Raw genomic sequence first — 26,045 nt, 5'->3', positions numbered from 1 at the left:
AGCCGGGTACGGTGCGCCTGCCCATGATCGCAGACACTCCCCCTCGCGCCCCCGCTCACGTCCGCCGCCCGCTCCGCCTCCCCGCTGCGCTCGTGGCGCTCGCGCTCGTCGGCTGCTCGAACCTCACGGCCCCCGCGCCCGACGAGCCCATCACGGTCACGAAGGACCCCGGCCCCGCCGCCAAGGCAGAGCCGGCTCAGCCCGAAGGCACGGCGAAGGCCGCGGACCGTCCCGCGCCCAAGCCCGCCGACAAGCCGGCCGCCCCCGAGGAGCCGCTCAAGAAGACCGACGTCGTCGTCGGCAAGGGCCCGGAGGCGAAGGCTGGCGACGTGGTGTCGGTGCACTACGTCGGCACCCTGGTCGACGGCAAGGAGTTCGACGCCTCGCGCAAGCACGGGAAACCCTTCGATTTTCCGCTCGGCCAGGGCCAGGTCATCAAGGGGTGGGACGAGGGCGTGGCCGGCATGAAGCCGGGCGGCAAGCGAAAGCTCGTCATCCCGCCCTCCAAGGCCTACGGCGCGCGCGGCGCCCCGCCGGTCATCCCGCCGAACTCGACGCTGCTGTTCGAGGTCGAGCTCCTGGAGATCAAGAAGAATCCAGAAGGAGCGCCAGCCCACCCCGGCCACGATCGGCCCGGCGGGAAGAAATGACCCGCGCAGGAGGCTGGCTCCTGCCGTCGACCGCCCTCCTGCTCGCGGCCTGCGGGTCCGCGCCCGTGCAGCTCGCGACGCCCGACGGTGAGACCTCGTTGGCCCGCTCGCCCGCCCCGGAGGCCCCTGCAGCCTCTGGCGCGCCCACGGCCCCCGGCGCCACGCCGGAGACCGGAGGCACGCCCGCGCCGTCGAGCGAGGCACCTCCCATGGAGCTCGCCCCGCCCGGCACCACGCTCCCGAAGGAGATCGGGGCGCGTCACATCCTCGTGCAGTTCCTTGGCGCCGAGCGTGCGCCCGCCTCGGTCGTGCGCACGCGTGAACAAGCCGAGGCGCTCGCGCAGAAGGTCCTCGTGCGCGCTCGACGCGGCGAGAGCTTCACGCGGCTCGTCACCGAGTACTCGGACGAGCCAGGCGCCGCGGGGCGCGGAGGCGCGCTCGGCCGCTTCGGCCGCGGACGCATGGTGCCCGCGTTCGAGGAGGTCGCCTTTCGCATGCGCGTCGGCCAGCTCTCCGACGTCGTCGAGACGCCGTTCGGCTTCCACGTCATCCTCCGCACCGAGTGAGCCCCGCCGTGAGCGCATCCGAACCTGCTTCGCCACCCGCGGCGCCGCCGCCGACCGCGGCGCCGTCGTCGAACGACCGCCGTACACTCGCCGACCGGCCGCTCCCCACGGGCCTCGCCGCCGCGGGCGCGTTCCTCTCGGGGCTGCTGTATTTCCTCGCGTTTCCGGGCGTGAACCTGTGGCCGCTCGCGATCGTGGCGTTCGTGCCGTTCTACGTCGTGCTGCTCGGCCAGACACCCCGCCGCGCGGCGTGGCTCGGTCTGCTCCAGGGCACGACCATGAACGCGACGGGCTTCTACTGGCTCATGTCGATGCTGAAGACCTTCAGCGGCTTTCCGGCGCCCATCTGCGCGTTCTTCGTGCTCGTGGTCGCGGCCTTCCAGGGCGGCCGGAGCGCGCTCCACGCGTGGCTCTTCGCGCGCGTCACCCAGCGCGGCGTCGCCCCGGCGCTGGCGTTCGCGGGCACGTTCGTGGCGGCCGAGCTCACCTTCCCCGTGCTCTTCACGTGGTACTTCGGCGGCGTCGCGCACGACACGCCCGCGCTCGCTCAGGTGGCCGATCTCGGTGGGCCCATCCTGGTCGGGCTCGCGCTCATCGGCGCGAACCTCGCGTTGGCCGAGCTCGTGGTCGCGCGACTGGAGGCGCGGCCCATGTCGCGACGCATCGTGGGCATCGGCGCGGGCGGGCTCGCGGCCACGGTGCTCTACGGCGCGGTGCGCATCGGCTCGGTTGACGCACGGGCCGCGGCGTCGGAGCCGCTCCACGTGGGCATCGTCCAGGGCAACCTCGGGCTCATGCAGAAGCGCGAGGACCCCGCCGAGGGGCTCCGCCGCCACAAGCGGCTCACCCAGGAGCTCCGTCAGAAGGGCGCCGAGCTCGTCGTGTGGAGCGAGTCGTCGGTCACGTTCGCCGTGCCGGAGAACGTGCACGAGGCGTTCATGAAGAACCGCGTCTCGGCCGGCGCGGGCGTTCCCATGGTGTTCGGCGCGGTGGTCTACCGGAGCGATCCCGATCGCGAACGCTGGTTCAACACGGCGCTCTCGTCGAACGCGCAGGGCGACATCACGGCGCGCTACGACAAGCACTACCTCCTCGCGTTCGGCGAGTACCTCCCCTTCGGCGAGGAGCTGCCGATCCTTCACAAGTGGTCGCCGAACAGCGGGCGCTTCTCGAAGGGCAAAGAGTTTCGGCCGCTGCTCTTCTCGCGCGGCGGCAAGGACTACAAGCTCGGCACCCTCATTTGCTACGAGGACATTCTCCCGCGGTTCACGAGCGACCTCGTGAACCAGGAGGACCCCGATCTGCTAGTGAACATCACGAACGACGCCTGGTTCGGCGACACGCTCGAGCCGTGGCAGCACCTCGCGCTCGCGAAATTCCGGGCGATCGAGCACCGCCGGTACCTGGTGCGCGCGACCAACAGCGGCGTGAGCGCCATCGTCGATCCGGTCGGCCGGACGATGGCGCACACGCCCACGTTCAAGCCCGCCACCGTCGACACGGTCGTCCACTTCATGCGCGGCCAGACCGTCTACGCGTTCCTGGGCGACGTGCCCTGGCTGCTCGTCACGCTGCTGATGTTCGGCTTCGCCCTGCGGCCGTTGCCGGGCCTCCTGAAGAAGGATTGAGGCTTACTATCCAATGGTTACGCGTACACGGCCTAGGCGACTAGAGATCGGCGCCCCTGCCCTCGTCCGACGGCGACGGCAGCCCCAGGACACGCTCGGCGAGCCTTCGGCCGAGAGCGCGCGCGGCCAGCGCCGCGGCCTCGTCGCGTAGCGCGAGCGACGAGGCGGCCGAGCCCGCCGTCCCCGCGCCGCCGGCGCTCACGAAGGCGTGAGCGCTCATGTCGCCGGTGTCGAACGCGGGCTCTTCGGACGGCCCGCGCAGCACACGGGCGCGACCGGTGGCCGTGATCCGGAGGCCGCGAGCCAGCGGCCTCTCGCCGCTCGGGGCGAGCGCCTCCGCGGTCTCGTCGATGCGCACGAGCTCCACCTCGAGCCTTGGGTACCCCGCGCCGCCCGCGAGCTCGCCGGCCTCCGCGAGCCGCCCCGCGGTCGCCACGACGAGGGCGTCGTGGGCGCGCGCCGCCGGGACCGTACGAGCCCCGGCGACCACGAAGAGGCGCTGATCGCCCGCGCCATGCGCCGCGAGCGGGCGGTAGCCGCACGCTCCGCACCCGAAGCAGCTCGCGAGCGCGAGCGCCAGCGCCAGCACCGTCTGCCGGGGCGCGCTCACGCGACGACGACGTTCACGATCTTGCCCTTCACGTAGATGAACTTCTTCACGGACTTGTCGCCGATGAACGCGCGCACCTTCGCGTCCTCGAGCGCCACGGCGCGCGCGGTCTCCTCGGTGGCGTCCACCTCGAGCGTGATGACCGAGCGCACCTTGCCGTTCACCTGCACGCCGATCTCGATCTCGGAGTCGCGCACGAGCGCGGCGTCGAACGTGGGCCACGGCTCGTACGCGAGCGACTCGGTCGCGCCGAGGCGAGACCACAGCTCCTCGCCGAGGTGCGGCGCGAACGGCGACACGAGCAGCACGAGCACCCTCGCCGCCTCGCGCGGGACCGCCGGCAGCGCGCCGAGGGCCTTCACGAGGATCATCATCGCGCTGATCGCCGTGTTGAAGCGAAGCGCCTCGATGTCGTCGCCGACCTTCTTCACGGTCTTGTGGACGGCCCGACGCGTCGCCTGGTCGTAGGCCGACGGATCGTCGGTGAGCTCCCCCGTGGCCACGTTCCACACGCGATCGAGGAAGCGCCGCACGCCCTCGATGCCGCTGGTCTGCCAGGGCTTCACCGCCTCGAGCGGGCCCATGAACATCTCGTAGAGGCGCAGCGAGTCGGCCCCGTGGCTCTTCACCACGTCGTCGGGGTTCACCACGTTCCCGCGGGATTTGCTCATCTTCTGGCTGTCTTCGCCGAGGATGAGGCCCTGGTGTACGAGCCGCGTGAACGGCTCGCCATGGGAGACGAGCCCGACGTCGAAGAGCACCTTGTGCCAGAAGCGCGCGTAGAGGAGGTGGAGCACGGCGTGCTCGGCGCCGCCCATGTAGAGGTCGACCGGCATCCACGCGTCGTAGGCCTCTTGGCTCCACGCGGCCGTCGTGTTCGCGGGGTCGAGGAAGCGCAGGTAGTACCAGCACGAGCCCGCCCACTGCGGCATCGTGTTGGTCTCGCGTGCGAACCACGCGCCGTCCTGCTGGAAGAAGCGCCAATCGGCCGCGCGGGCGAGCGGTCCGGCGGGATCGGTGCCGGGCTTGAAGTCCTCGAGATCGGGGAGCACGAGCGGCAGCTCGCTCTCGGGCACCGGGATCGGCGTCGCGTAGTCGATCTCGTAGGCGGCCCCGGGCGCGCGAGGATCGCCGTCGCACCGCACCGGGAAGTAGATTGGGATGGGCTCACCCCAGTAGCGCTGGCGAGAGAACACCCAGTCGCGCAGGCGATAGGTCACGCGAGCCTCACCCCGCCCCTGAGCGGCGAGCCACGCGGTCACCGCGCGACGCGCTTCGTCGCTCGACGTCCCCGCGGGTAGCGGGCATAGCGACCGCGCGCGCGCCGCCTCGTTCGTCACGCCGTCGTCGGTGTAAGCCTCGGCCTGCACGTCGACGGCGCGGCCGTCCGCGGGGGCGATCACGCCGACGATCGGGAGCTTGTATTTTACAGCAAACGCGTGATCGCGCTCGTCGTGCGCCGGCACGGCCATGACCGCGCCGGTGCCGTAGCTCCCGATGACGTAGTCGCCCACCCACACCGGCACGAGCTCGCCGTTCAGCGGGTTCTTCGCGCTCACGCCGAGCGCGACGCCGGTCTTCTCGCGGGTCGCGTCGGAGCGGTCGATGTCGCTCTTGGCGGCCGCCGCGGCGACGTAAGCGAGCACCTCGTCGCGCTGCGCGGGGCTCGCCAGCGCCGTGGTGAGCGGGTGCTCCGGCGCGAGCACGACGTAGGTTGCGCCAGCGAGCGTGTCGACGCGGGTGGTGAACACCTTCACCGTGTGGTTGGCGCCGGGTTCGCCGTCGATCGCGAAGTCGACGATCGCACCCTCGCTTCGGCCTATCCAGTGGAGCTGCTTTTGCTTCGTCTCGGGCCAGTCGAGCGCGGCGAGGTCGGCCGCGAGGCGATCGGCGTATTCGGTGATGCGCAGCGACCACTGGCGGATCTTCAGGCGCTCCACCGGGAAGCCGCCGACCTCGCTCTTGCCGTCGACGATCTCGTCGTTCGCGAGCACGGTGCCGAGCGCGGGGCACCAGTTGACCGGCATGTCCGACTGCTGAAACGCGAGGCCACGCTTATAGAGCTGCAGGAAGATCCACTGGGTCCACCGCACGTAGCCCGGATCGGTGGTGTCGACCTCGCGCGACCAGTCGTAGCTGAAGCCGAGCGCCTTGAGCTGACGGCGGAAGTTCTCGATGTTGCCGGCGGTGGTCGCGCGCGGGTGCGTGCCCGTGCGGATCGCGTGCTGCTCGGCCGGGAGCCCGAACGCGTCCCACCCCATGGGGTGGAGCACGTCGACCCCGCGCATGCGCTTGTGGCGGCACACGATGTCGGTCGCCGTGTACCCCTCGGGGTGGCCCACGTGGAGCCCCGCGCCGGAGGGGTACGGGAACATGTCGAGCACGTAGGCCTTCTCTCGGCCCGGGCGGCGCTTCGCGACGAACGTGCCCCGCTCCTCCCAGAATCGCTGCCACTTGGGCTCGATGGCGGACGGGTCGTAGCGGTCTTCGCTGGGGTCGATCATGCCGCGCATTTACCACAACCTGCAGGGCGAGAGAGCGCCGCGCGGCCGGGGAGCTCAGCGCCGCTTGGCCTCGCGCGTGGCTCCTCGCGCGAAGAGCGGGCCGTCGTCGCCGGCGCGAGCCACCTTGCGTCGCAGGCGCTCGCGCCGCTTCTCCGCGGACGCGGGCGCCTCGCTCGTGCCCTGCGCGAGGACCTCGAGCGCGCGCGCGGGGGCCTTGCGGAGGTGCTCGTAGAGCTTCGCGAGCTCGAGGCGCGCGCGCGGGCAGTCGAGCTCGGCGGCGAGGCGCTCGAAGTCGGCGAGGGCCGCCTCGCGATCGCCGCGGCTCTTCTGGAGCTCCGCCCTCGCACGAAGCGCGGGCGCCCCGGCCCCCTCGCGAACGGCGCGGTCGGCGAAGAGGAGCGCCTCGTCCTGGCGCTCGGACCGGCGCAGCGTGCGCGCGAGGCCGACGAGCTCGCTCGGCCCGAGGCGCGTCTCCGCGAGCGGCTCGCCGTAGAGCGCGACCAGCGCGATCATCGTCTCCACGTCCCAGCCGTTGTGATCGACCACGCCGACCAGGCCGCGCGTGTCGCCTGTGCGGAGAAAATGGAGGTAGTGCGCCGCGACCTCGCCCGAGGGCACGTCGTCGACCCGCACGAAGCCGAGCACGTGCTCTTCGAGTTGCGTGAGCTTGCACGGGAAGCCACGGGCCTGGTGCAGCCTTCGCGCCACGTGCACGAGGTCGAGGTGCGGCGGCTCGGGCGGAAGCGGCAGCCCCGCGAGCACGAAACGTGTACGTAAGAGCGGAAGATCAAAGCTCTTTCCGTTGAAGGTCACGAGCAGCTCGGCCTCGGCGAGGCGCTCGGCGACGCGCGCGAGCATCGGGGCCTCCTCGCCGAGCTCGCGGACGAGGAGCTGCTCTGTGATCCACCCGGCGTCCCAGTAGGCGAGGCCCACGAGGAACGCCACCGTGCCCGTGCCGCCCGACAGGCCGGTGGTCTCGGTGTCGAGGTAGAGCGCCTTGCGTGGCGACGCGAGGGCGAGCGAGGGGTCGAGCGCGAGGAGCGCGAGCACCTCGGGCCGCGCCACGCCCGCGGGCGCGAGGCCGACGTGCCCCACGCGGTGGGCGGCCGAGAGCCGGCGCGCGCGAACGTGGATGGTCCCGTGGGGGGTCTCTTCGGCGAGGAAAGGCAGCTCCGGCAGGTCGACCGCGGGCGCGACGCGCGCGGGCTCGACCCGACCGAGCACCTGGGCCATTCGCTCGCGCAGCTCGTCGAGCGTAGGCCGCGTGGACGAGAGGCTACGCTCTCGCGACGCGGGCGGCACAAGGCCGAGCGCTTCGTCGTCGCACGGCGGCTCCGCGGTGGCCGGCGAGGCCCCGAGCCCCGGCTGCGCGGGCGGCGCGAGCCGGGAGAGCCTGCCGCGGAGTCGAGCGCTCATCGCGCGAGCGTACCGCTGCGCACTTGTACAGTCCAGTGGCGCGTCTAGAAGGCGAGCTCCGAGGCCGCCGCCTGGTTGTGGCGGACGGCGCCCTTCCCGGCAGGCGAGGCCGGCGCGGGCGCCGCGCGCGGCGCTCCACCCGTGGCGGCCTTGTCGCCGCCGAACGCCTCCGCGTTGGCCACCGCGCCGAGCTGCTCGTCGAAATCACGGTTCAGTGGGCGCGCCGCGCGAGGGGCCTGCGCGAACGGGTCGGCGAGCGCGATTTTCTCGGCCTTCTTCAGCTCCGTGCGGCGATCGGCGAGGGCGGCGCGGGCTGCGAGCACATTTCCAGCCTCGAAGAGGAGGTTCGCCTGCGTGAGGCTCTGGGCGGTGCGGCTCCGCTCGAGCCGCGCGGCCACGAAGGGGTCGAGGCTCGGGTCGCTGGCACCGGCGCGGACCTCGAGCGACAGCGCCCCGGTGGAGGCGCCGTCGGTGCGAAGGACGAGATCGCGGAACGCGAGCTTCATGTCGGCGACGGGCTGCAGGCCGACAGAGCCGACGGGGACGCGGAGCTTGATGAGCACGGTCTTCTGCTGCGCGCGCGAGACCGAGCCGAACGGGATGATCAAGCGATCGCCCTGGCGGCGAAACGCCCGATCGAACACCTGCTCGACCTCGACGCCCGGAGCGAGGGTGACCACGAGCTCGCTGTCGCGCGCGACGGAGGCGACCAGCGACTCGAACTCTTCCGCAAAGATGTTGGGCAAGCCGGCGGCGTCGCGAACGAAGTAGTGCCGGCCGCTCGCCTCGTTCGCGATGGCGGCCATCACCTTCTCGTCAAAGTCGACGTCGACGCCGATCGTGCTGATCGAGCAGCCGCGGTCCCGCATGCGCCCCGCGAGGCTCCGCAACCCTGGGACGTCGCGGATTCCTGCGTTCGTAGCTCCGTCCGACAAGAGCAGCATGCGGCTCACCTGGTCGGTGCCCGCCGGCGACTTCATGAGCTCGTGCATGGCCGACTCGAGCCCGCAGGAGATGCAGGTGTCGCCGCCGAGGCGAATCCCTCGGATGCGCGCCTCGATGCCCGCGCGGGTATCGGGGCCGATCACCGTGGGCGGGACGACCACCTCCGAGGCGACGGCGAAGCTCACGACCGTGACCTTGTCGCCGTCGCGCATGCGCTCGACCGCGAGCACCGCGGCGCTCAGCGCGTTGGCGATGCGCTCACCCTTCATGGAGCCCGACTTGTCGATGACGATGCCGAGGTTCACGGGGGGCGCGGAGGCGCGATCGGTAGCCTTGTCGGCGCCCGTGACCTGCGCGAAGAGGTAGGTCTCGCCGGAGCCCCGCTGGCCGAGGACTTCGTGACCGAGCCGAGCATCGAGGAGCAGGGTCTCACCTGCCGAGAACTGGGCCGGCCTCGCGCTACGGGTGGCTTCGCCCGACCCCGACTGAGGCAAGAGCGCGACATCCGGGCCGGCGAGCGCGGGCGCCCGATCGGGGAGGGGCACCGCGAACGCCGCGGCGCTCGACGCCAGGACGCAGGCCAAGGACAGGATAGCCAGGGTTCTCCGCTTCATCACTCCTCCGAGCCCGCTTGTACGCGCCGCGCCGCGAAAAGATCTCAGCGGGGCGGCGTTTCAGGGTCGGCCCCGTCGGCCCTCTCGGCCTCTCCATGTCGCTCGCTCGGCGGCGGCTCGCGACGCGGGACGACGCCGACGCGCTCCAGCAGGTCCCACGAGGGGAGCCCGCCGATCATCACGAAGACGGCGTCGTTTCCGAGCGACTCTCGCTTCCCGCTCGCGAGGTCCTCCAGCGTCGCGCTCGTACGGCCCACGGCGACGAGCCGCGTGCCGAAGTGGACGTCGAGCCGGCGCGACTCGAGCGCTCGCCGGAGCTCCGCGACCGTCCGCGCCCGCCCGCGCGTGAACGACGTGGCGCGAGCCACGACCGTGACGCGGGCGCCGGGCTGGCGCGAGAGCGCGAGGGCGGCCTCCATCGCCGAGTCGCCGAGGCCCACGACCACCACGCGGGCCTGCGCGAACGACGCGGCGTCGGCCAGGCTGTAGTGGATCTTCTCGAGGACACCCGCGCCGAGCTCGAGCGGCAGGGTGCGCGGCGTGCCTCGCCGCCCGATCGCGAGGAGCACGCGGCGCGCGCGGAGCGTGAGCGCCTGACCGTCGACCTCGACCTCCACGCAGAAGACACCGTCCTCGTCGCGCGACGCTGCGCGCACGCGGTGGCCCTCTCGGACCTCGAGGCCTCGCACGCGGACGATGCGCTCCCATTGGGCGACGAGCTCCTCTTTGGTCGCCTCCGCGAGCCAGAGATCTCCCTCGACCGGCAGCGTGAGCGGCGGATCGTGGACGAGCTTGCCGCGAGGGAAGCTGCGGACGCTGGCCGCCACCGAGCCCTGCTCGAGCACGACGCACGCGAGCCCGAGCTCCTTCGCCCGCAGCGCCGCCGCGAGGCCCGCGGGGCCTCCGCCCACGATGACGAGGTCGGCGTCCACGCGAGCGCGCGCGCGCGGCGCCTTGCGCAGGTCTTCGTGGACCGCTCGCGCCACGCGATCCCCTTGGGCGATCGCGTTCTTGATGAGCGGTACGCCGGTGAGGTCGCCCGCGAGGTAGACGCCAGGGACGGCGGCGCTCTGGAGGCGCTCGTCGATTTCAACGCGCCCCTCGATGAGGTCTCCCTCGCCGACGGTGAGCGACCCGTTGGGGCACACCTGCTCGCAGAGCACGACGCCGCAGCACTCCTCGGGCCGGGCGACGCGGGCGACGTAGGAGTCGAGCTCGAGCACCTCGAACGGGCAAGCCTCGACGCACGCGTTGCAGCCGAGGCACGTGGACGCGTCGATCCGCGGCAGCTTTCGCCGCGCCTCGACCGAGGGCAGCTTCGATGGCGCAGTCGGGCGTACGGGCGCACGCCGAGACGCGACGCCGAGGGCGATCAACGCGAACAGCCCCGCGAGGGCCGGCGGCCAGAGCAGGCCGCGCCGGTTCGGGGCCTCAGCCTGCCAGGCCGTCGTGCGGGCGACGTCGCCCGCGAGCTCGACGGCCGCGAGGTGCGCGTCGCCGTGCTGAGCTCCACACTTCCCCGCCGACGCGCGCGGGGCGTCGGTCACCACCGCGTGCTCATCGAAGCAGAGGCTCGGTGTGACCGCCCAGCTCGGGCCACGCGCCGACACCGGCGGCAGGCACCGCGCCGTGGGATCGCGCGGATCGCCAACGGCGTGGCAGCGCGTGCACGCGGCGAGCGCCACGAGCGGCACGGTCTGCCCCGCGGGGGTCGCCGCATCCCGCGCGACGGGGAGGGTCGCGCCGGCGCCCCATCGCTCGCCGCCCCTGGCCGCGAACGTCACGCCCTGGAACCCCGCGTGAGCCGGGTGGCAGGTCGCGCACGAGAGCGCCCCCTTGGCGACCAGCGCCCGGTGGGGCGCGCGGGTCGAGGCATGGAGCGTGGTGACGTGGCACGGCGTGCAGGTCGCCGCGGCGGGGCGCTCGGCACCGCGATCCGCGTGGCACGCGGCGCAGGCGATCTTCGCGCGTACGTGTGGCGACGCGAGCGCGCGCTCGGGCGCCGCGCTCCCGCTCCAGGCGCTGACCGCGAGCCCCGCGCCCGCCCCGAGCGCCGCGGCGGCCGCGACGAGCGCGCCCGCGCGCACGCGGGTCGTGTCAGAGGTGGGCGCGACGGATCGACCCAACGCGCGCGCGGGTGTCCGCTTCAAGGCCCGCTCCTCCACGAGAGCCACGCGTGCACCACCGCCACCACGAGGAACGCGGCGACCGCGGCGACGTGCGCCGGGACGAACGCTCGGAGGAGCCCTCCGAGGCCCGCGCGCGCGTCGAGGGCGCGCGCCTCGACGGCGAGGCGGACCAGTGCGCCTGTCCCCTCGAGCTTGCCCTGCCCTCGCCCTTCGAGCAGCCCGTCGATGTCCTTCCGCACGCGCCGCTCCTCCGCGCCCACCGAGCGCCCCGAGAGCGCGAGCGCTACCCCGCCGAGCGGCTGACGGCGGTAGGGTGCCAGGACCTTATCGTAAAGGCGCTTTACCAGCTCCGAGCGGCCAGACAGCGCGCGGAACACGGCCCGGCTGTTCTCCTCGCGCGCCGGCGCGAGGTCCTCGGGCAGCGTGGCCTCGCGCTCGAGCCTCGCGATCCGGCTCGGCACCAGCCGATACAAAAGGGCCGCCAGCCCACCGGTGACCGCGGCCACCAGCCAGAGCACCAGCGCGGCGCCGCCGGCGGCGTGCGGCGCCGCGACCGCGCGCGCGTGGGCCGCGACCGCCCCCAGGGTGAGGACGCCCACGACGAGGTGGCCCACGTAGTGGGGGCGCAGGCGTGAGCGCACGGCGCCTGCGCCCGCGCCGGCCCGCGGAGAGACACGCTTGGCCGCGACGTATCCCGCGGCCACCGCGGAGAGCGCGAGCGCGAGCGCGCCCGAGGTCCGCGGTGAGAGCGCGAGCCGCGACAGGGCGAGCGCGGCCGGGACGCCCGCGACCACCCACGGCCACGCGGGCCGCGGCGGCGGGAGGAGCGGCCCCGGGGCGACGCTCGCCACCCCCGACGCGAGCGGATCGAGCCGCGCGATCGCGTCCGTGGGACACGAGGCGACGCACGCCGGGCCGCCGGCGAGCCCCTCGCAGAGATCGCACTTCACCGCGACGTCGGGGAAGGCCACGGCCACGCCGCTCGCGACCCGCGCCACGTCCTCGCTGCCGGCCACCGCGGGCCTTCGCGGCGACCTCGGGACGACCTGGATGTTCTCCCACGGGCACCCTCGGGCGCAGTTGCCGCAGCCGGTGCAGAGCTCCTCGCGGATCTTCACCTCGCCTCGGCCGTCGCGCACGATGGCGCCGGTCGGGCACTCCTTCAGGCACGCCGGGTTCTTGCAGTGCTGGCAGCTGTTCGGGAGGAACAGGGGCGACGCCCCGCTCGACGTGGGCACGAGGAGCTTGTCGCCGCGACGCGTGAGGCGCGGCACGCCGTCTTCGTGCGCGGCGCCGCAGCTCCAGACGCAGTGGCCACACCGCACGCATGAGCTCGGGTCGATGACCAGCAGCGAGCCCGCGATCTGCACACGGTAAAGATCCTTGACAACATGCGCCGTCGTGCCCCCGTCGACCTCGATCCGCGCGGGCAGCGCGCCGCGGCCCACGGCGGCGATGGCGTCCTCTCGGCCGGCGAACGCTCGCGCGAGCCCTGCGGCCGGGAACAGCGCGACGGCCGAAGGGCCGGCCCCGGCGAGCGTGACCGGGAGCGGCCCCGCGCCCGGGTCGAACAGGTCGCCGCGGCCCACGTAGCCGACCGGCGCGAGCTTGCCTCCGTCGTCGATCTCGTGGGTCGAGAGCAGCCCGTCGAGCACGAAGACGAGGGCGCGCGCGCGCTCGCCCGCCCCGAACACGACCTCGCCGCGAGCGACGTCGCGATGCTCGGCCATGTCCAGGAGCTCTCCCACTGGCCCGTCGCCGAGCCCGGCTGTGAGGCCCGAGACCGCGAGCCGCCGCTCGAGGAGCCTCCGCCGGACGGCGCGCGAGGTGCGCGCCTCGAGCTCTGCGCCCCCCGCGCGCACGAGCGCCCGAGTGAGCACGACGCAGGGCACGCTGGCTGCGACCACCCGGCGGGTCGCGACAGCGTCGCCGTCACGGACCGCGTGCGGGCCCAGCAGCGCCTCTTCGCCCAGCGCGTCGCCGGGCCGCATGCGGCGCTCGATCCTCGCGACCGCCTTCCCCCGGCCGAGCGCCGAGAGACCGACCTCGCCCTCGAGGATCACGAAGAGCGCGTCGGCGGGGGCGCCCTCGGTGAAGAGCGCCTCGCCTGGGGCGCGCTCGAGCAGCGCGCCGGCCGCCGCGACCTCTCGACGCCCGCGCGCGTCGAGCCCGCGGAGCAGCGGCGACGACCACACGACCTCGGGCCACGGCTCGCTCACTCGATCCTCGTCGTCGCGCGCGCGAGCTCGAGCACCTCGACCCGCTCGAGCATGTCGAGCGTGACCTGCGCACCGCTCGGGCGCGCACCGCGGGCGGCCTGCGCCTCCTCGTAGGCCGCGAACGCCCGCACGAGGAAGGGCGGGAAGCTGCGGAAGCGGAGGCGGGCCTCGACCTGGAACGGGCCCGTGCGCGCGCCCGTATCGAGCACGTAGGTGTACTCGAGCGGCGCTCCGGGCGGCGCGGAGCGCGTGTCGACGATCGCGTCGGGCGCCTTGAACACACCGCGCTCGGCGTCGAGAGAGCCGACGGGGAAGTAGGTCTCGAAGAGCTCCTCGCCGCCCGAGAGGTTCGACCGGCACTCGCCGGTGTCTTGATCGTACACGCCGTCGTCGTACCGGTCGGCGCGAGTGCGGCCCTGCCCAGGGCCCGGCTGGCAGCGACCCCGCGCGTCGATCACGCCGATGCAGCGCACGCAGCGCAGGAAGCCGTTCTGCAGATTGATGAGACCCTTGCCGCGAAAGCGCGTACCGCCGGCGCGCGGGTTCGGCGACCACTCCGGCAGGTCGGGGCCATCGGCGACGTCGGCGCCAAAGAGACCGAGCGGCCGCCCGTCGGAGTCGAACGAGGTCTCTCGGGCCGTAATCCGGAGGAAGCGCTTGTCGCGGAGATCGGCGCGCGGGTCGTCGAGTCCCCCGACCTGGTACACCTCGCGCCCCGCGCCGTCGGTCACGCGGAGCTCGACCCACACCTCGCGCTCCTGGCTGAAGCCCGCGGGGACCCGGTGCCCGGCGCCGGTGTTCTCGAGCACGATCGGGATCTCGAGCGCGCGGCCGCTCCGCCTCGCAGCGCCTACCTCGAACCGGAACGTGCGCGCGAGGAGCATGTCGCGACGGGCGCGCAGCCCGAGCGGCACGCCGCGCGCGTCGAGCGTGGCGCCGGCCGCGAACCGCTCCGGGAACGACGGGGTCAGCGGGACGTCGACGCTGGAGAACGTGTGCGAATACAGGCGCTCGGGGCGCGCCGAGGAGGGCGCCACGAGGCCTGTCGCGTACTCACCTGGAGCGCGCGGGGAGAGCCGCGTGCCCGGCGGGCACCCGGGCCCGGGCGCGCCCGCGTCGGAGGTCGGGAGGCACACGCCCGGGAACAGGCTCATGTGGCAGTCCTGACAGGTGGCCGCGCGCCGCCCGCTCGCGGCCTCGGCGTTGGCCCACGCCCGCCACTCCGAGTAGCCGTTGCGAAGACGCTTGAAGTGGTCTCCCGAGCTGCGCGCCACCGCGTCGGTGCCGAAGAGCCGGACGTCGTGGCACGCCCCGCAGAACTCGCTCGACCGGCGGTACGCGAGCGCCTCCGGGCTCGACGCGCGGTGCGGGCGGGCGCCCGTGGTCTCGCCGAGGAGAGACGAGGGCTCGAGCCGGTAGCCGCTGTTGCCGATGCCGCTCCGGCCTTGCGCGTCCTCGGGTCTCGCGAGGAACAGCGCGCCCGTGGCGGTCGAGATCCACGTGGGGTTCCCCTCGTAGCGGGCGCCAGAGGCGTGCGCACCCACGGGGCCGACCGTCGCGTGGCACGCGCCGCACGACACGCCCTCGAGCGCCTCGGGGCGGAGCACGTCGCGCAGCGGCGCGCGGCCGCGCGGCGACGAGAACGCCGTCCATGGCTCGACCGAGGGGCTCTGCGCCTCCATCGGCGCGTGGCAGTTCACGCACCAGTGCTCGCCGCCGGAGCCCGTGATGACGACGCCCGAGCGGCGGTCGGCGCACACCTCGGCGCCGCGACGGCGGAGCAGCCCGGCGCCGTTCGGACACCGCGCGTCGCGCCCCGCCTGCTCCTCCACGATGCTCTCCAGGGCGCCGAAGAGCGGGCTCTTCACCGAGTGCGCCATGACCGAACGCTCCCACTCGGACACCTCGCGCGCGTGGCACGGCGCGCAGTCGGCGGCGCGCGTCACCGAGAGGGGCCGCGGAGGCTGCGGAGGCGGCGCGGCGGCGACGGCGCTCGCGTCCGGGGGCGAGGCGGCGCGCGACGCGAGCGCGGCAAGCCCCGCGAGCCCGAGCACCAGCGGCGCTGCCCACCCGCGCGGCAAGCCGCGGCCTCCGCTGCGAGGCTCGGTCCGAGCCGCCTTGGGGCGCGGCGACGGCGCCGTGGCGGGCCTTACGCGCGCGCGGCTCGGGCGCGCCGGCGAGAGGAGCTCATCAAGTCGATTGACTATCTCAGTCGCGGACGCAGGCCGATCGGCCGCGCTCGGCGCGAGGACGCGGAGAAGCAGCGCCTGCACGCCGGGCGACAGCGCGCCGGCCACCTGCTCCGGGAGGGGCGGCGCGTCGCGCAGCGATGCGCTGTGGGCGTGGCGGAGGCCGAGCCCGCCGAACGGGTGACGACCGGCGAGGGCGTTGTAGACGACCAGGCCCAAGGCGTAGCGGTTCGTGGCGCTGCTCGCGCCCGCGCCGTCCGCCAGCTCGGGGGCGTCCCAGCGCGACAGCGAGGCCCCTTCCGGTGCAGTCGCGAGGGTCTCTCCCAGCCACGCAGAGAGGAGCGGCGCGGCCAGCAAGAACGTGCTCGTTCCCTCGCCGCCGATGTCGCGCGGGCGGAGGCGCCCCGGGAACAGCGAGGCCGCCTCGCACGCCGCGAGCGCGCCCGCGAGCCTACGAAAGAGCACGATCGCCTCCGCGGACGGGAGCGCTCCGACCTCCAGCCGCTCGCGCAGTGTGGGTGTTGGAGGTGTGAGCAGGAACCACGGCCCCGCGTCGTCGACCCCGCCCGCCTCGCACCCGAAGACGCCCGCGGCGCCCAGCTTGGCGACGCGCCGCGCGAGCGCCGCGTCGGCCGCCCCGAGGCGGTGGAAGATGGCGCCGTCCGGGAGGGCGCCCCTCGTCGCGCGGCCGCGCGGAGGGAGCGGTGCGAGCTCGGCGGGCTCGGGCGCCCTCGTTCGCGGCGGGACCACGGTCGCCTCAGGGCTGGGAGGCGGTCTGCGAGGCCGCGGTCGCCGACGCGGACTCTCCGGCCGCGGCGCGCGCGTTCGCCGCGACGCGGAGGCGATACGTGGTGAGCGACGCCGCGGCGGACAGGACGACGATGACGAGCACGCCGAGCCAGAGCGGAACGTCGCGCGGCGTCCCCGCTCTCTCCACGAGGGCGACCGTGTCGAGGCGCTCCACCTTCTTCGCCGACGGCGTGCGCTCCGCTCTCGCCGACTCAGTGCGCGGCTCGCTCGCCGGCTCCGACTCGGACGCGGCGTCCTTCTCTCCCGCGTCGGCCTCGGCTTCACTCCGCCCGCCGCCGGTCGACACGTGCGTGCGGCTCGTGACCTTCGGCCCCGCAGTCCGCCGGGCCCGCGACGCCGCCTCGCTCTCCGCGGCGCGGAACGGCTCGAGCGCGTCGATCACCTCGCGCGCGCTCGCGGGCCGCTTCTCCGGGCTCTTCTCGAGCAGCGCGAACAGGGTGTTCTCCACGCCCCTCGGCAGGCCGCGGCGGACCTCGTCGGAGAGCTCGGGCGGCTCGGCCGTGCACTGCAAGTTCAGCAGCTCGCGAGGCGACGCCGAGTGGAACGGGACCTCGCCCGCGAGCATTTCGTAGAAGACCAGCCCGAGCGCGTAGAGGTCGGCCCGCGCGTCGACGGCGCCCGCGTCGATCTGCTCGGGGCTCATGTACTGGAGCGTGCCGACGCTCTGTGTGTTCGTCACGTTGACCTCGGCGAGCACCTTCGCGACGCCGAAATCCATGACCTTCAGCCCGGTGACCGGCGCGTCGGCGCTCGGCGCCCCGTCGGGACCCTCCTCGCAGAGGAGCATCACGTTCTCGGGCTTCAGGTCGCGGTGCACGATGGCCGGCTCCTGCTCGTGCGCCACGGCGAGGGCCTCCGCGATGTGGACGACGTGCTCGAGGGCCTCCGACCAGGGCAGCGACCTTCGACGCGTCAGCTCGTCGCGCAACGTTCGCCCCTCGAGGTACTCGAGCACCATCACGAGCTTGTCGCCGTCTTCGACCGACGCGAGGCTCCTCACCAAGTTCGGGTGCTCCAAGTGCGCGAGGATCTGGAGCTCGTTCAAGAAGAGCCGCCGCCCCTCGTCGCTCTTCGTCAGCTCGGGGCGCAGCACCTTCAGCGCCACGCGGCGCTTCGACAGGCGCTCCTCCGCCTCGTAGACCTTGCCCATGCCCCCTTCGCCGATCAGGCGCTTGACGAGGTACTCGCCGATTCGCTCCATGTGGCCTCTTCCCGCTCGCTGCTTCCCTGCGCCGGCCCGAGGTGACCGCCCGAGCCCTCGTCTACGCGCCCGCCCGCCCTTCGATCTACGCGAGCCCCAGAAAAAAACGCGGTCACTCGAAATGAACCGGCGCCCCGTCGCGCGCGCACGCCAGCATCTCGTCCATGCCCATCACGCGGAGATCGGGGAGCTCGCTCTCCCCGAACAGGCGCGCCTCGAGGATCTCGAGCGGGTTTCGAGGCGCCTTGACCGGCGGCTCGACCTCGCAGCGGACGACGACGGTGATCGCGTGGAAGCGGGGATCGCGCTCGGGGCGCGAGAACACGCCCGCGACGCGCTCGAAGCGCGACACGACGACGCCGGCCTCCTCCTCGAGCTCGCGAGGGTAGGTCGCCGCGAGGGGCTCACCCCACTCGACCGTACCCCCCGGGAGCGCCCAGCGGCCCGTGTCTGCTCGTCGAATGAGCAGCCAGCGGCCGTCGGAGGTCCGGCCGGCGACCACGACGCCCACGACGGGCCGGCGCAGCACGTGGCGAGCCACCTCCTTCACCAGCGTGAGCGCCCCGCGCGGGAGCCTCGAAAACAGTCCTCTTGGCATCGCCGGGCACTCTACGGCGTTTTCGGCGGGTCGGCGTGATAGAAGCCTCGGCGTGAAGCTCGCAACCTTCGTCGAGAACGACACCCAGATCCCCGCCCTCGTGGTGGACACCGACGCCACCGCGACGGCCCACGCGCTCGTGCACCTTCCGCTCGCCTTCGCGTGGCTGGAGGCGCGCGAAGGGCGCGCGGCCACGGCCTCCGCCGTATCGGCCCGGTACGGCGCGTCCGTGCTCGGCTTCGTCGAGGCGGGTGACGTCGCCCTCGCCGCCGGGCGCGAGCTCCTGGCCGCCCACGCCACCGGCGAGCTGCCGCACGAGCTCCTGCTCTCCCCCGAGGGCAGGCCGCTGGTCGCGCCGATCCCCCGGCCGCCGTCGATGCGCGACGGCTACGCGTTCCGCCAGCACGTGGTCACGGCGCGCCGCAACCGCGGCCTCGACATGATCCCCGAGTTCGACATGTTCCCCGTGTTCTACTTCACGAACCACCAGGCGGTCGTCGGGCCCGGCGACGTGGGCGTCCGCGAGCTCGCGCGCGACCGCCTCGACTTCGAGCTCGAGGCCGCGATCGTCGTGGGCAAGCGGGGTCGCGACCTCACGCCCGAGAACGCCGACGCGCACGTGTTCGGCCTCACCATCATGAACGATCTCTCGGCCCGAGCCCTGCAGATGGAGGAGATGAAGCTCTCGCTCGGTCCCGCGAAGGGCAAAGACTTCGCGACCGCGCTCGGGCCATGGCTCGTCACTCTCGACGAGCTCTCCGCACATACGACGAAGACCGCGAAGGGCAACGTGTACCGGCTCGGCATGCGCGGCTTCGTCAACGATGTGCAGGTGTCCACGGGGGACGTGAGCGACATGACGTTCACGTTCGCCGAGATCCTCACGCGCGTGAGCTACGGCGTGGACGTGTACCCCGGCGACGTGATCGGCTCCGGCACCTGCGGGACGGGCTGCTTTCTCGAGCTCAACGGCTCGAAGATCACCCACGACCAGTGGCTCCAGCCAGGCGACCGGGTCGACCTGGAGATCGACGGGCTCGGCCGGCTGTCCAACGTGATCCGCGCGATCTGACCCCGCGATCGCGCTTCGACCCCTCCACTGTCGGACGCGCAAGACGGCCCGCGGGCACCGTCTCCTCAGACGGCGCCTCACGGTTCCCACCCGCGCGGCGAGCCGCCGTGCGCCCTCAGGGCGAAGCGGCGCAGCCTTCGCGGAGCACGGTGACCTGGTACCCGCCGCCGCCCGCGGAGACCAGCAGCGCGCCCACCCCCGGCGCAGCGGCGACGCTCAGCACGTTGCCCGCCGAGAAGGGCAGGTCGACCGGCGCGGTCACGCCGGCGTCCACGCCCGCGTCGGTGCGCCCGCGCCGCACGAAGACGACGCTGGTGCGGCCAGTATCCCCCGGCGTCGCGTAGGTCGCGAGCAAGGTCGTGTCGTCGGCCCACGCGATGGGGCCAGCCAGGTTGGAGATGTTCGGGTTCACACCGGGCGCGGGAAACGTCGCGTAGTCGATGAAATCCGAGCTCGAGAACGAAACGTCCTTGTCGTCCTTGAGGAGAAACGAGAGGCGCGCCGCCACCGCGTTGTTGTTGAACGGCGACGCCGAGTTGGTCATGTGCCACGACATCGCCACGGCGCCCCCCGGGCTCGTGGCGAAGTGTCCGCTGGCGTAGTTGTACGAGGCGTTGCCGCCAGCCGCGACGGACTGATCCGCCCCGGCGTTCGGCGTGGGCGTCCCCGCCCCCGTGACGAGCGAGAGGACGGGCGCCGACGTGCCCCCCACCGCGCGAAGGAGGACGACTCGGTCGCCAGAGCTGGCGGCGAGCTGGCCCGAAGGGAGGATCGCGGTCTGGAGGGCGATCGCTGCGCCGAACGGGGGCTCCGTGATGCCAAAGGCCGACCCCGAGCTCTGCTGCCCCACGAGCATGCGCTCTCCGGGGTACGGGAACACCGAGCCGAGGCTGGGCGCGTTGAACGTCACGTACTTCGACTCGGCGCGCAGCTCCGCCGGCGCCGGGTCGGAGGGGACGTCGAGCCACCCGACCGCCAGCCGCCGCTGCAGGCTCCCTTGCAGCGGCCCGACGAGGTAGAGGCGCCGGCCCGACGCGAACAGATATTGCGGGACGAAGGCCGCGCCGGCCACAGGGATAGGGGTCTTTGGGACGCCTGCCTCTTGGAGCGAGTACGCGTACACGCCCGAGCTCGTTCCCACGAACACGAACGGCTCGATGAGCGCGATGCCCTTGAAGGGCCCCGCGCCGCTCGGCTGGTCGATGATGGAGAAGCTCTCGCTGAACGGTCGATCGACGGGCGCCTCGCAGCGGGCCGTGGCCGCGTTGCAGGCGGCGACCTTGCATCGATCGGTCTGGGGACAAATCTCGTAGATGCAGCGCTTGGCCGCGACGTCGCAGCGGCCCTTCTGACACGTCGCCGTGGTCAGGCAGTCTTCGTTGCGCGCGCAGGTCGCCGGCGGGCGACTGTCTGGCGCGGCGTCGCTCGGCTTCACGACCGGAGCGTCAGGCGCCGTGCCGTCGACCGGGGGCTCCACCGTCGTCGTGGTCGTGGGGAGAGGAGCGGCGTCGACTTGACCGATGCGCCCCTCGTCGAGGCCGAGCGAACAGGCCGCCGCGACCGCGGAGGAGAGGAGCGCCGCGACGCCGAGGCGCGCGACGGCCTTCGCGTTTCTCTTCATTGGAACGTGCCTCCCAAGGTGACCGAGTTGGGGGAGATCGCGACCTTCGCCTCCGACTTCCCCAGCGGGAGGAGAACCAGGGTCACGCCGGCGCCGGCGAGGAGGATCCCGCTCACGAACGAGACCGTCGTCCACGTCTGGAGACCGGACGCGTGATCGTAGCCCTCGCGCGTGGGGCCGGCGCTGTAGGCCGTGCCGGCGCCGTTCGCCTGCGTGCCAAGGATGATGCCGCTCAGGATGAGGGCGCCACCCGCGCCCGCCGCGACGAAGCCGACGGTGCGGAGCGGGAGCGGCTCGGGCGCGGGCTTCGGAGGTGGCGGCGGCGGCGGCGGCGGCGGCGGGGCTTCGACCTTCGGCGTCGTCGCGACCTCGGGCTTCTTCGACGACGCGAGATCGGCCTCGGTGAGCGTCAACGGCGTGGCCTTCCCCGCCTCGAGGGACACGTCGCGGCGCTCGATAGGGCGACCCGGCGGTTGCAGCGTCAGGACGTGAGCGCCGGGCGCCGCGTGGAGACGCGCCGGCCCCGTGACCTTGACCTCGGTGAGGGTGTCGAGCTGAACCTTCCAGCCCGCGGGCACGGTCAGGGCGAGGACGCCCAGCGTGCGCTCGAGCGCTTCGACGCGCTCCTTGGCGGTGGCGGTTTGCTTGGCGTCCAGCCCAGGCAGCTCGAGCGCGCGCGCGAACGCGTCGGCCGCACGCTCGGGGCGCCCGGCCGTGTCCCACGCGAGCGCGGCGGTGAAGAGCGGCACCGCGTGCGGTCGCAGCGCCGCGGCCGCCTCGAAGTGCATCGCGGCCTCGACGAAGCGCTTCTGTCCGAACGCTTCAGAGCCTTGTCGAAAGCGCGCCTTCGCCTCGGCGGTCGTGTCCTCCGCGGGCTCCTCTGCTCGGGCGATCGACGGCCCCGCGAGGGCGAGCCCGAGCAACAAGCACGCGACCGCGCGCGAACACACATCTCTCCGCATCCGAACCTCCTCCTTCATCCTGTCACGGCTGCGGCGCGAGCGACCAAGAAATGCGCGCGCGAGGCGTGTCAGTAAGGGCTCGCCGGAATGGCCGGTGGCTTCGGCCCGGCGCCGGGGCGCGGCGTCGGGGGCACGGCCGGCCCCCCACCAGAGCCGCCGCTCGGCGCCGCGGCCTTCGGTCTCGGCTTGAGCGTCACCTTGAGCGGGGTGGCCGTCTTCGAGTCGACGGTCGCGACGGTGTCGGTGTACCCCTCGGCCTTGAACGTGAGGACGACCGACTTGCCCGCCGCGGGCAACGGGATGGAGCGCATCGCCGCGGGGGCGGCCGAGTCGACCGCCACGAGCGCCGTCGCGGGCTCGAGCTCGAGCGCGAGGAAGGGGACGTCCGGCAGCTCGAGATCGGCGGGGGGTGCGACCGACGCGACGACCGCCGCGGACGCGGTGTCGGCCGGAGGCGCAGCGACGACCGCCTTGGCCGGCGCGGCCGGGGTCGCGATAGGTGCGGCCACGGGTGCGGACGCGCGAGACGAATACAGGAAACCCCCACCCACGAGCAGAACGGCCAGGATGACGCCGATCGCGACACCACCGATCGCGTTGTAGCGGCTGTTGTCCTCGGCGGGCGCAGGCGCGGGGTAGCCCGGGTAGCCCTGAGGACCGACCTGCGAGTACGAGCCCGACATGTCCGCCTGGGTCGGGAAGCGCTGCGACCGCGACATCTCGAGAGCGTCGCGCACGATCACCGGCTGCACGCCGCTCGCCGATCGCGGCGACCGCCCAGAGGGGGTCATGGCCTCGTCGCGGAGGTCGGCCACCGACGCGGCCTGCGCGCTGCGGATGCGGTCGCGACGACGGTCGATGCGCTCCCCGATGCGCGCGCGCACTGCCTGCGCGACCTGGGCTTGCGTGACGACCTGCCCGGTCCGCGCGAGCCACTCCTCCAGCGCGACCCGGAGCTGCTCGGCCGTCTGGAACCTGCGCTCCGGCTCGGCCGCGAGCGCGGTCATGACGATCCATTCGAAGTCCGGCGGGTACCCCGGCGCGCGCTCCGAGGGCCGCACGTAGTGCCCCTGGAGGAGCCCCTGAATCGTCTGGAGATCGTTGTCGGCGCGGAACGGCGCAATCCCGAGCGTCGCCTCGTAGAGCACGCACCCGGCCGAGAAGACGTCGCTTCGGCGATCGGCGATCCCTCCGACCTGCTCCGGCGACATGTAGGCGAGCTTGCCCTTGATCTGCCCCGCGCTCGTGTTCTCGTGGAGCTGACCGAACGCCTTCGCGACGCCGAAATCCGCAACCTTGACGTTGCCTTCGGCCGAAATGAGGATGTTGTGCGGAGAGAAGTCGCGGTGGACCACGCTGAGGTGCGTGCCGTCGTCGCCGACCAGCTCATGGGCCGCGTGGAGCCCCGCGCACGCGTCGGCGAGGATGCGCGCGACGATGCGCAGCTCGAGCGGGTAGGTCTGAGGCCCCTGCGTCGGCCGGATCACCCGGCTCAGCGAGTCGCCGCTCACCCACTCCATGGCGAGATAGAGGACGCCGTTCTCCTCGCCGAGCTCGTAGGTCTCGCACACGTTCGGGTGGTGCACGTTGGAGGCGATACGAGCCTCGTCCAGAAACATGCGCTCGAACTCTTGCTCGCTCGCGAGGTGCGGCAGGATCGTCTTGATGGCGACGAGCTTGGTGAAGCCGCGCTGCCCGTGCATGCGCGCGGCCCACACGCGCGCCATTCCGCCCCGCGCCACCGGCACGAGCAGCTCGTAGCGACCTAACCGCGTCCCGGGCGCAAGCTCGCCGGGCTCGTCGACCTCCATGGCCAGCGGATCCGCCATCATCGAAGTCAAAGGATACACCCCCGTTCGCTGGCGCGCACGAGATTCCAGGTCGGCTCGCTCAACGCTCCGCTCGGCCTTCCTCGCGAAGCCTCGCCCCCTCGAGGAGGAGCAAATAGCCCTCGAAGGCCTGCGCGAGCCCCACGTCGTCGCCGCGTCGCGTCGCCCGGACGACCGCTCGAAACGCAGAGAAGCGACGCCCGTCGAGCCCCAGCAGGTAGGCGGCGAGCGCGGGCTCCTTCGGCGCCCCGTCGCCTCCGAAGGCCGCGCCCACCGTCGCGAGGAGGCGCGAGAGGGCGATCTCGGCCGAGAGCAACGCCGCGTGGGCGTCGCCCCTGGCGAGCTGCGCCTCGAGGCGCTCGACGACCTCGCGCTCGTCTGCCGAGGGGAACATGTGGACGAACGTGAGCCCGGCCTCGGAGGAGCCAGGCGGGCTCGGCACCGGGGGGAGCGAAGACACGGGCGCCGCTGGGCGAACGATGACCCGCGCGGGCAGCTGCGCGGAGACCGCGGTGCCGGCTTCGGGGGCGAAGGCCCGCGGCGCGACCGTCACCCGCTTGCCCTCGTCGTCGGAGGGCGGCTCGAGCGCGAGCTCCGGATCGGACTCGAGGAGCGAGGTCGAGAGCGGGGAGACGACCGGCCCCGAACCTCTCTCCCGCGGCGGGATGGAGGCCTCGCGCTGCGCGGGCGACCCGCCTCGGGACGCGGGCGCGGCGGGCGCAGCGGCGACGTCGCTCGGCGCTGCGACGCCCCCCGGCTGCGACGCAGGACGCGGCTCCGAACGCGCCTCACCGTGCCCGTCGTACGCGGCGACGACGAGGTCGACTAGGGTCTCGAGCCCCTCCATCACGCCTTCCCCCGTGAGCGCGACGGTGCAGCGCGACGGGACAGCCGAGCGGTTGAAGCGGGCCTCGAGCTCTTCGACGGGCACGAGCTCCGTCAAATCGCGCTTGTTCCAGTGGAACGTGTGGGGCAGCCCCTCGAGCGGTCGCTCGAGCTTCTCCAGGTTCTCGCGGAGGTCGTCGAGGGCCTCCTGGTTCGCGTCCATGCGCCCCCGCTGCGAGTCGGCGACGAAGACGACCCCGTCGACGTTGGAGAGCACGAGCCGGCGCGTGGCGTCGTAGTAGAGCTGCCCGGGCACCGTATACAGCTGGAGCCGCGTCGTCACGCCGCGAACCAGCCCCGCCCGCACGGGGAGATAGTCGAAGTGGAGCGTGCGATCCTGCTGGGTGGCGACGCTCACCATCTTGCCGCGGTGCTCGGGCTCGGTGGCCCCGAAGATGCTCTGCAGGGTGGTGGTCTTCCCGCCGAGCCCCGGGCCATAGAACACGAGCTTGAACGACAGCTCCCGCGTATGAGGGTTCAGCGTGGGCATGGGGTTCCCCTGGTTGGGCGAGCGTGGTCTGGAGCACGTGATGCCGGACACGAGCGTGGCCCACCCGGGTTGCCCCGTGGGTGGAGACAGAGCGCTCCGATGCCCCGTCGAAGCCATCCGCGGTCGTGATCGAAGATCGTCACCGTGGATCTCGCGACACCTCAAGGTATGCGGTCCGGCAGCGGGTGTGCGAATTTTCAAGGGCGGCCGCGAGCCGCACTCGCGCCGCTCGCACGGCGCGCGCCGACGTACGGCGGCTCACGGGGTGCGCTATCCTCCCGCCCCATGCGCGGCTACATCGATCTGCACTCGCACTGGGTCGTCAACGTCGACGACGGCGCGCGCTCCCCTGAGGAGAGCGCCGGCATCCTGCGAGGCCTGTGGGGGGCCGGGTTCTCGACGGTCTACGCCACCCCGCACACGCGCCCGGGGATGTTCGAAAACGACGCAGCCGGGCTGCGCGAGGCGTACGCGCGCACGCTGGAGGGGCTGAACGCCATCCCGCGGACGGAGCTGCCGGAGGTGCACCTCGCCAGCGAGCACTACTTCGACTCGCTCGTGTTCGAGCGCATGCGGGCGGCGGACGCCCTCCCCTACCCGCCGCTCTCCGGCCAGCAGGCCCTGCGCGTGCGACCGATCCTCATCGAGTTCCCACCAGACGCGTTCCCCGCCCAGGCGCAGGCGCGCCTCTTCGACCTGCGGCGCGCGAACCTCACGGCGGTGCTGGCGCACCCGGAGCGCTACAAGCCGGTGTGGGCCGACGACGCCTGCCTCGATCCGCTCATCGACGCGGGCGCCGCCCTGCTGCTCGACATCTGCTCGCTCGTCGGGAAGTACGGACGGGCCTCGCAGCGGGCGGCCGAGAAGCTGGTCGACGAAGGGGCCTACGAGGCCGCATGCTCCGACGCTCACCGCCCCGAGGACGCGGAGGTCACGGCGCGCGCGATCGAGCGCCTGGCCGCGCTCGCCGGCCAGAGAGAGGTGCGGCGGCTGCTCATCGACGGGCCGACGAAGGTGCTCCGCGGGCGGGGCGCGCCCCTCGCGCCCCCAGCGCCCCTCGCCTGAGAGCGCGCATGTGCGTCACCCGACCAAAGGGACGCGACGCGC

18 protein-coding genes are annotated in these 26,045 nt (G+C 73.1%); 5 read left to right on the top strand and 13 right to left on the bottom strand.

Translation table 11 applies throughout. The features are described from left to right. Positions 1–23 precede the first annotated feature (23 nt). The 3 genes from IPQ09_05475 to lnt are packed head-to-tail and all read left to right on the top strand — an operon-like array spanning position 24 to position 2,844. The gene (locus IPQ09_05475) at positions 24–650 is read left to right on the top strand and encodes an FKBP-type peptidyl-prolyl cis-trans isomerase (GenBank protein ID MBL0193671.1); all 627 of its coding nucleotides are present in this window, start codon (positions 24–26) and stop codon (positions 648–650) included. Further along, positions 647–1,216 carry a peptidylprolyl isomerase gene (locus IPQ09_05470; GenBank protein ID MBL0193670.1) on the top strand — a complete coding sequence of 190 codons (570 nt, stop codon included), beginning with the start codon at positions 647–649 and terminating at the stop codon, positions 1,214–1,216. The genes IPQ09_05475 and IPQ09_05470 overlap by 4 nt, the downstream gene beginning before the upstream one ends. Positions 1,217–1,224: 8 nt before the next feature. Continuing rightward, a complete protein-coding gene (gene lnt, locus IPQ09_05465) occupies positions 1,225–2,844 on the top strand; it encodes an apolipoprotein N-acyltransferase (protein MBL0193669.1) in 1,620 nt (539 codons plus the stop codon). Positions 2,845–2,884: 40 nt separating this feature from the next. Here lnt and IPQ09_05460 read toward each other — a convergent pair whose 3' ends face one another. The 9 genes from IPQ09_05460 to IPQ09_05420 all read right to left on the bottom strand — a co-directional run bounded on the left by IPQ09_05460 (position 2,885) and on the right by IPQ09_05420 (position 18,079). Continuing rightward, positions 2,885–3,454, bottom strand: coding sequence for a hypothetical protein (locus tag IPQ09_05460; GenBank protein MBL0193668.1), 570 nt, complete (start codon positions 3,452–3,454; stop codon positions 2,885–2,887). Further along, a complete protein-coding gene (locus IPQ09_05455; protein ID MBL0193667.1) occupies positions 3,451–5,958 on the bottom strand; it encodes a leucine--tRNA ligase in 2,508 nt (835 codons plus the stop codon). Before IPQ09_05455 ends, IPQ09_05460 begins: the two co-directional genes overlap by 4 nt. A gap of 54 nt (positions 5,959–6,012) precedes the next feature. Beyond that, positions 6,013–7,374 carry a ribonuclease H-like domain-containing protein gene (locus IPQ09_05450; GenBank protein MBL0193666.1) on the bottom strand — a complete coding sequence of 454 codons (1,362 nt, stop codon included), beginning with the start codon at positions 7,372–7,374 and terminating at the stop codon, positions 6,013–6,015. 44 nt (positions 7,375–7,418) lie between these two features. Continuing rightward, positions 7,419–8,933 carry a VWA domain-containing protein gene (locus IPQ09_05445; protein MBL0193665.1) on the bottom strand — a complete coding sequence of 505 codons (1,515 nt, stop codon included), beginning with the start codon at positions 8,931–8,933 and terminating at the stop codon, positions 7,419–7,421. Between the two features lie 44 nt (positions 8,934–8,977). Continuing rightward, on the bottom strand, positions 8,978–11,083 hold the full coding sequence (locus IPQ09_05440; protein ID MBL0193664.1) for an NAD(P)-binding domain-containing protein: 2,106 nt from the start codon (positions 11,081–11,083) through the stop codon (positions 8,978–8,980). Beyond that, positions 11,080–13,281: a cyclic nucleotide-binding domain-containing protein gene (locus IPQ09_05435; protein MBL0193663.1), complete on the bottom strand. Its 2,202-nt coding sequence runs from the start codon at positions 13,279–13,281 to the stop codon at positions 11,080–11,082. Before IPQ09_05435 ends, IPQ09_05440 begins: the two co-directional genes overlap by 4 nt. Next, positions 13,278–16,220: a hypothetical protein gene (locus IPQ09_05430; GenBank protein MBL0193662.1), complete on the bottom strand. Its 2,943-nt coding sequence runs from the start codon at positions 16,218–16,220 to the stop codon at positions 13,278–13,280. The genes IPQ09_05435 and IPQ09_05430 overlap by 4 nt, the downstream gene beginning before the upstream one ends. 7 nt (positions 16,221–16,227) lie before the next feature. After that, complete coding sequence (locus IPQ09_05425; protein ID MBL0193661.1) at positions 16,228–17,481, bottom strand: serine/threonine protein kinase; 1,254 nt, start codon at positions 17,479–17,481, stop codon at positions 16,228–16,230. 112 nt (positions 17,482–17,593) lie between these two features. Further along, positions 17,594–18,079: an NUDIX hydrolase gene (locus IPQ09_05420; GenBank protein MBL0193660.1), complete on the bottom strand. Its 486-nt coding sequence runs from the start codon at positions 18,077–18,079 to the stop codon at positions 17,594–17,596. A gap of 376 nt (positions 18,080–18,455) precedes the next feature. Here IPQ09_05420 and IPQ09_05415 point away from each other — a divergent pair, with 376 nt between their 5' ends. Continuing rightward, the gene (locus tag IPQ09_05415) at positions 18,456–19,151 is read left to right on the top strand and encodes a fumarylacetoacetate hydrolase family protein (GenBank protein ID MBL0193659.1); all 696 of its coding nucleotides are present in this window, start codon (positions 18,456–18,458) and stop codon (positions 19,149–19,151) included. A 115-nt stretch (positions 19,152–19,266) separates the two neighbouring features. On the opposite strand, the gene IPQ09_05410 is transcribed toward IPQ09_05415, so the two are convergent. From IPQ09_05410 to IPQ09_05395, 4 genes are all read right to left on the bottom strand, one after another. Next, positions 19,267–20,772: a hypothetical protein gene (locus IPQ09_05410; protein MBL0193658.1), complete on the bottom strand. Its 1,506-nt coding sequence runs from the start codon at positions 20,770–20,772 to the stop codon at positions 19,267–19,269. Further along, positions 20,769–21,734: a hypothetical protein gene (locus tag IPQ09_05405; protein MBL0193657.1), complete on the bottom strand. Its 966-nt coding sequence runs from the start codon at positions 21,732–21,734 to the stop codon at positions 20,769–20,771. Before IPQ09_05405 ends, IPQ09_05410 begins: the two co-directional genes overlap by 4 nt. Before the next feature lie 68 nt (positions 21,735–21,802). Beyond that, a complete protein-coding gene (locus tag IPQ09_05400) occupies positions 21,803–23,566 on the bottom strand; it encodes a serine/threonine protein kinase (GenBank protein MBL0193656.1) in 1,764 nt (587 codons plus the stop codon). A 58-nt stretch (positions 23,567–23,624) separates the two neighbouring features. Next, positions 23,625–24,938, bottom strand: a complete 1,314-nt coding sequence (locus tag IPQ09_05395; GenBank protein ID MBL0193655.1) for a GTPase domain-containing protein — start codon at positions 24,936–24,938, stop codon at positions 23,625–23,627. 285 nt (positions 24,939–25,223) lie between these two features. Here IPQ09_05395 and IPQ09_05390 point away from each other — a divergent pair, with 285 nt between their 5' ends. Further along, positions 25,224–26,003, top strand: a complete 780-nt coding sequence (locus IPQ09_05390; GenBank protein ID MBL0193654.1) for a protein tyrosine phosphatase — start codon at positions 25,224–25,226, stop codon at positions 26,001–26,003. The last annotated feature ends 42 nt before the right edge of the window (positions 26,004–26,045 follow it).

This window comes from Myxococcales bacterium (assembly GCA_016720545.1).
Taxonomy (GTDB): Bacteria; Myxococcota_A; Polyangia; order Polyangiales; family Polyangiaceae; genus JAAFHV01.
The sequence above is the reverse complement of the archived record's forward strand: the minus strand, read 5'-3'. Positions and strand labels throughout refer to the sequence as shown.

What these genes read in the sequence shown, in the direction of transcription:
- IPQ09_05475 (MBL0193671.1), top strand. Translation starts at nt 24, where the DNA reads ATGATCGCAGACACTCCCCCTCGCGCCCCCGCTCACGTCCGCCGCCCG.
- IPQ09_05470 (MBL0193670.1), top strand. Translation starts at nt 647, where the DNA reads ATGACCCGCGCAGGAGGCTGGCTCCTGCCGTCGACCGCCCTCCTGCTC.
- IPQ09_05455 (MBL0193667.1), bottom strand. Translation starts at nt 5,958, where the DNA reads ATGATCGACCCCAGCGAAGACCGCTACGACCCGTCCGCCATCGAGCCC.
- IPQ09_05450 (MBL0193666.1), bottom strand. Translation starts at nt 7,374, where the DNA reads ATGAGCGCTCGACTCCGCGGCAGGCTCTCCCGGCTCGCGCCGCCCGCG.
- IPQ09_05445 (MBL0193665.1), bottom strand. Translation starts at nt 8,933, where the DNA reads ATGAAGCGGAGAACCCTGGCTATCCTGTCCTTGGCCTGCGTCCTGGCG.
- IPQ09_05425 (MBL0193661.1), bottom strand. Translation starts at nt 17,481, where the DNA reads ATGGAGCGAATCGGCGAGTACCTCGTCAAGCGCCTGATCGGCGAAGGG.
- IPQ09_05420 (MBL0193660.1), bottom strand. Translation starts at nt 18,079, where the DNA reads ATGCCAAGAGGACTGTTTTCGAGGCTCCCGCGCGGGGCGCTCACGCTG.
- IPQ09_05415 (MBL0193659.1), top strand. Translation starts at nt 18,456, where the DNA reads ATGCGCGACGGCTACGCGTTCCGCCAGCACGTGGTCACGGCGCGCCGC.
- IPQ09_05410 (MBL0193658.1), bottom strand. Translation starts at nt 20,772, where the DNA reads ATGAAGAGAAACGCGAAGGCCGTCGCGCGCCTCGGCGTCGCGGCGCTC.
- IPQ09_05405 (MBL0193657.1), bottom strand. Translation starts at nt 21,734, where the DNA reads ATGCGGAGAGATGTGTGTTCGCGCGCGGTCGCGTGCTTGTTGCTCGGG.
- IPQ09_05400 (MBL0193656.1), bottom strand. Translation starts at nt 23,566, where the DNA reads ATGATGGCGGATCCGCTGGCCATGGAGGTCGACGAGCCCGGCGAGCTT.
- IPQ09_05395 (MBL0193655.1), bottom strand. Translation starts at nt 24,938, where the DNA reads ATGCCCACGCTGAACCCTCATACGCGGGAGCTGTCGTTCAAGCTCGTG.
- IPQ09_05390 (MBL0193654.1), top strand. Translation starts at nt 25,224, where the DNA reads ATGCGCGGCTACATCGATCTGCACTCGCACTGGGTCGTCAACGTCGAC.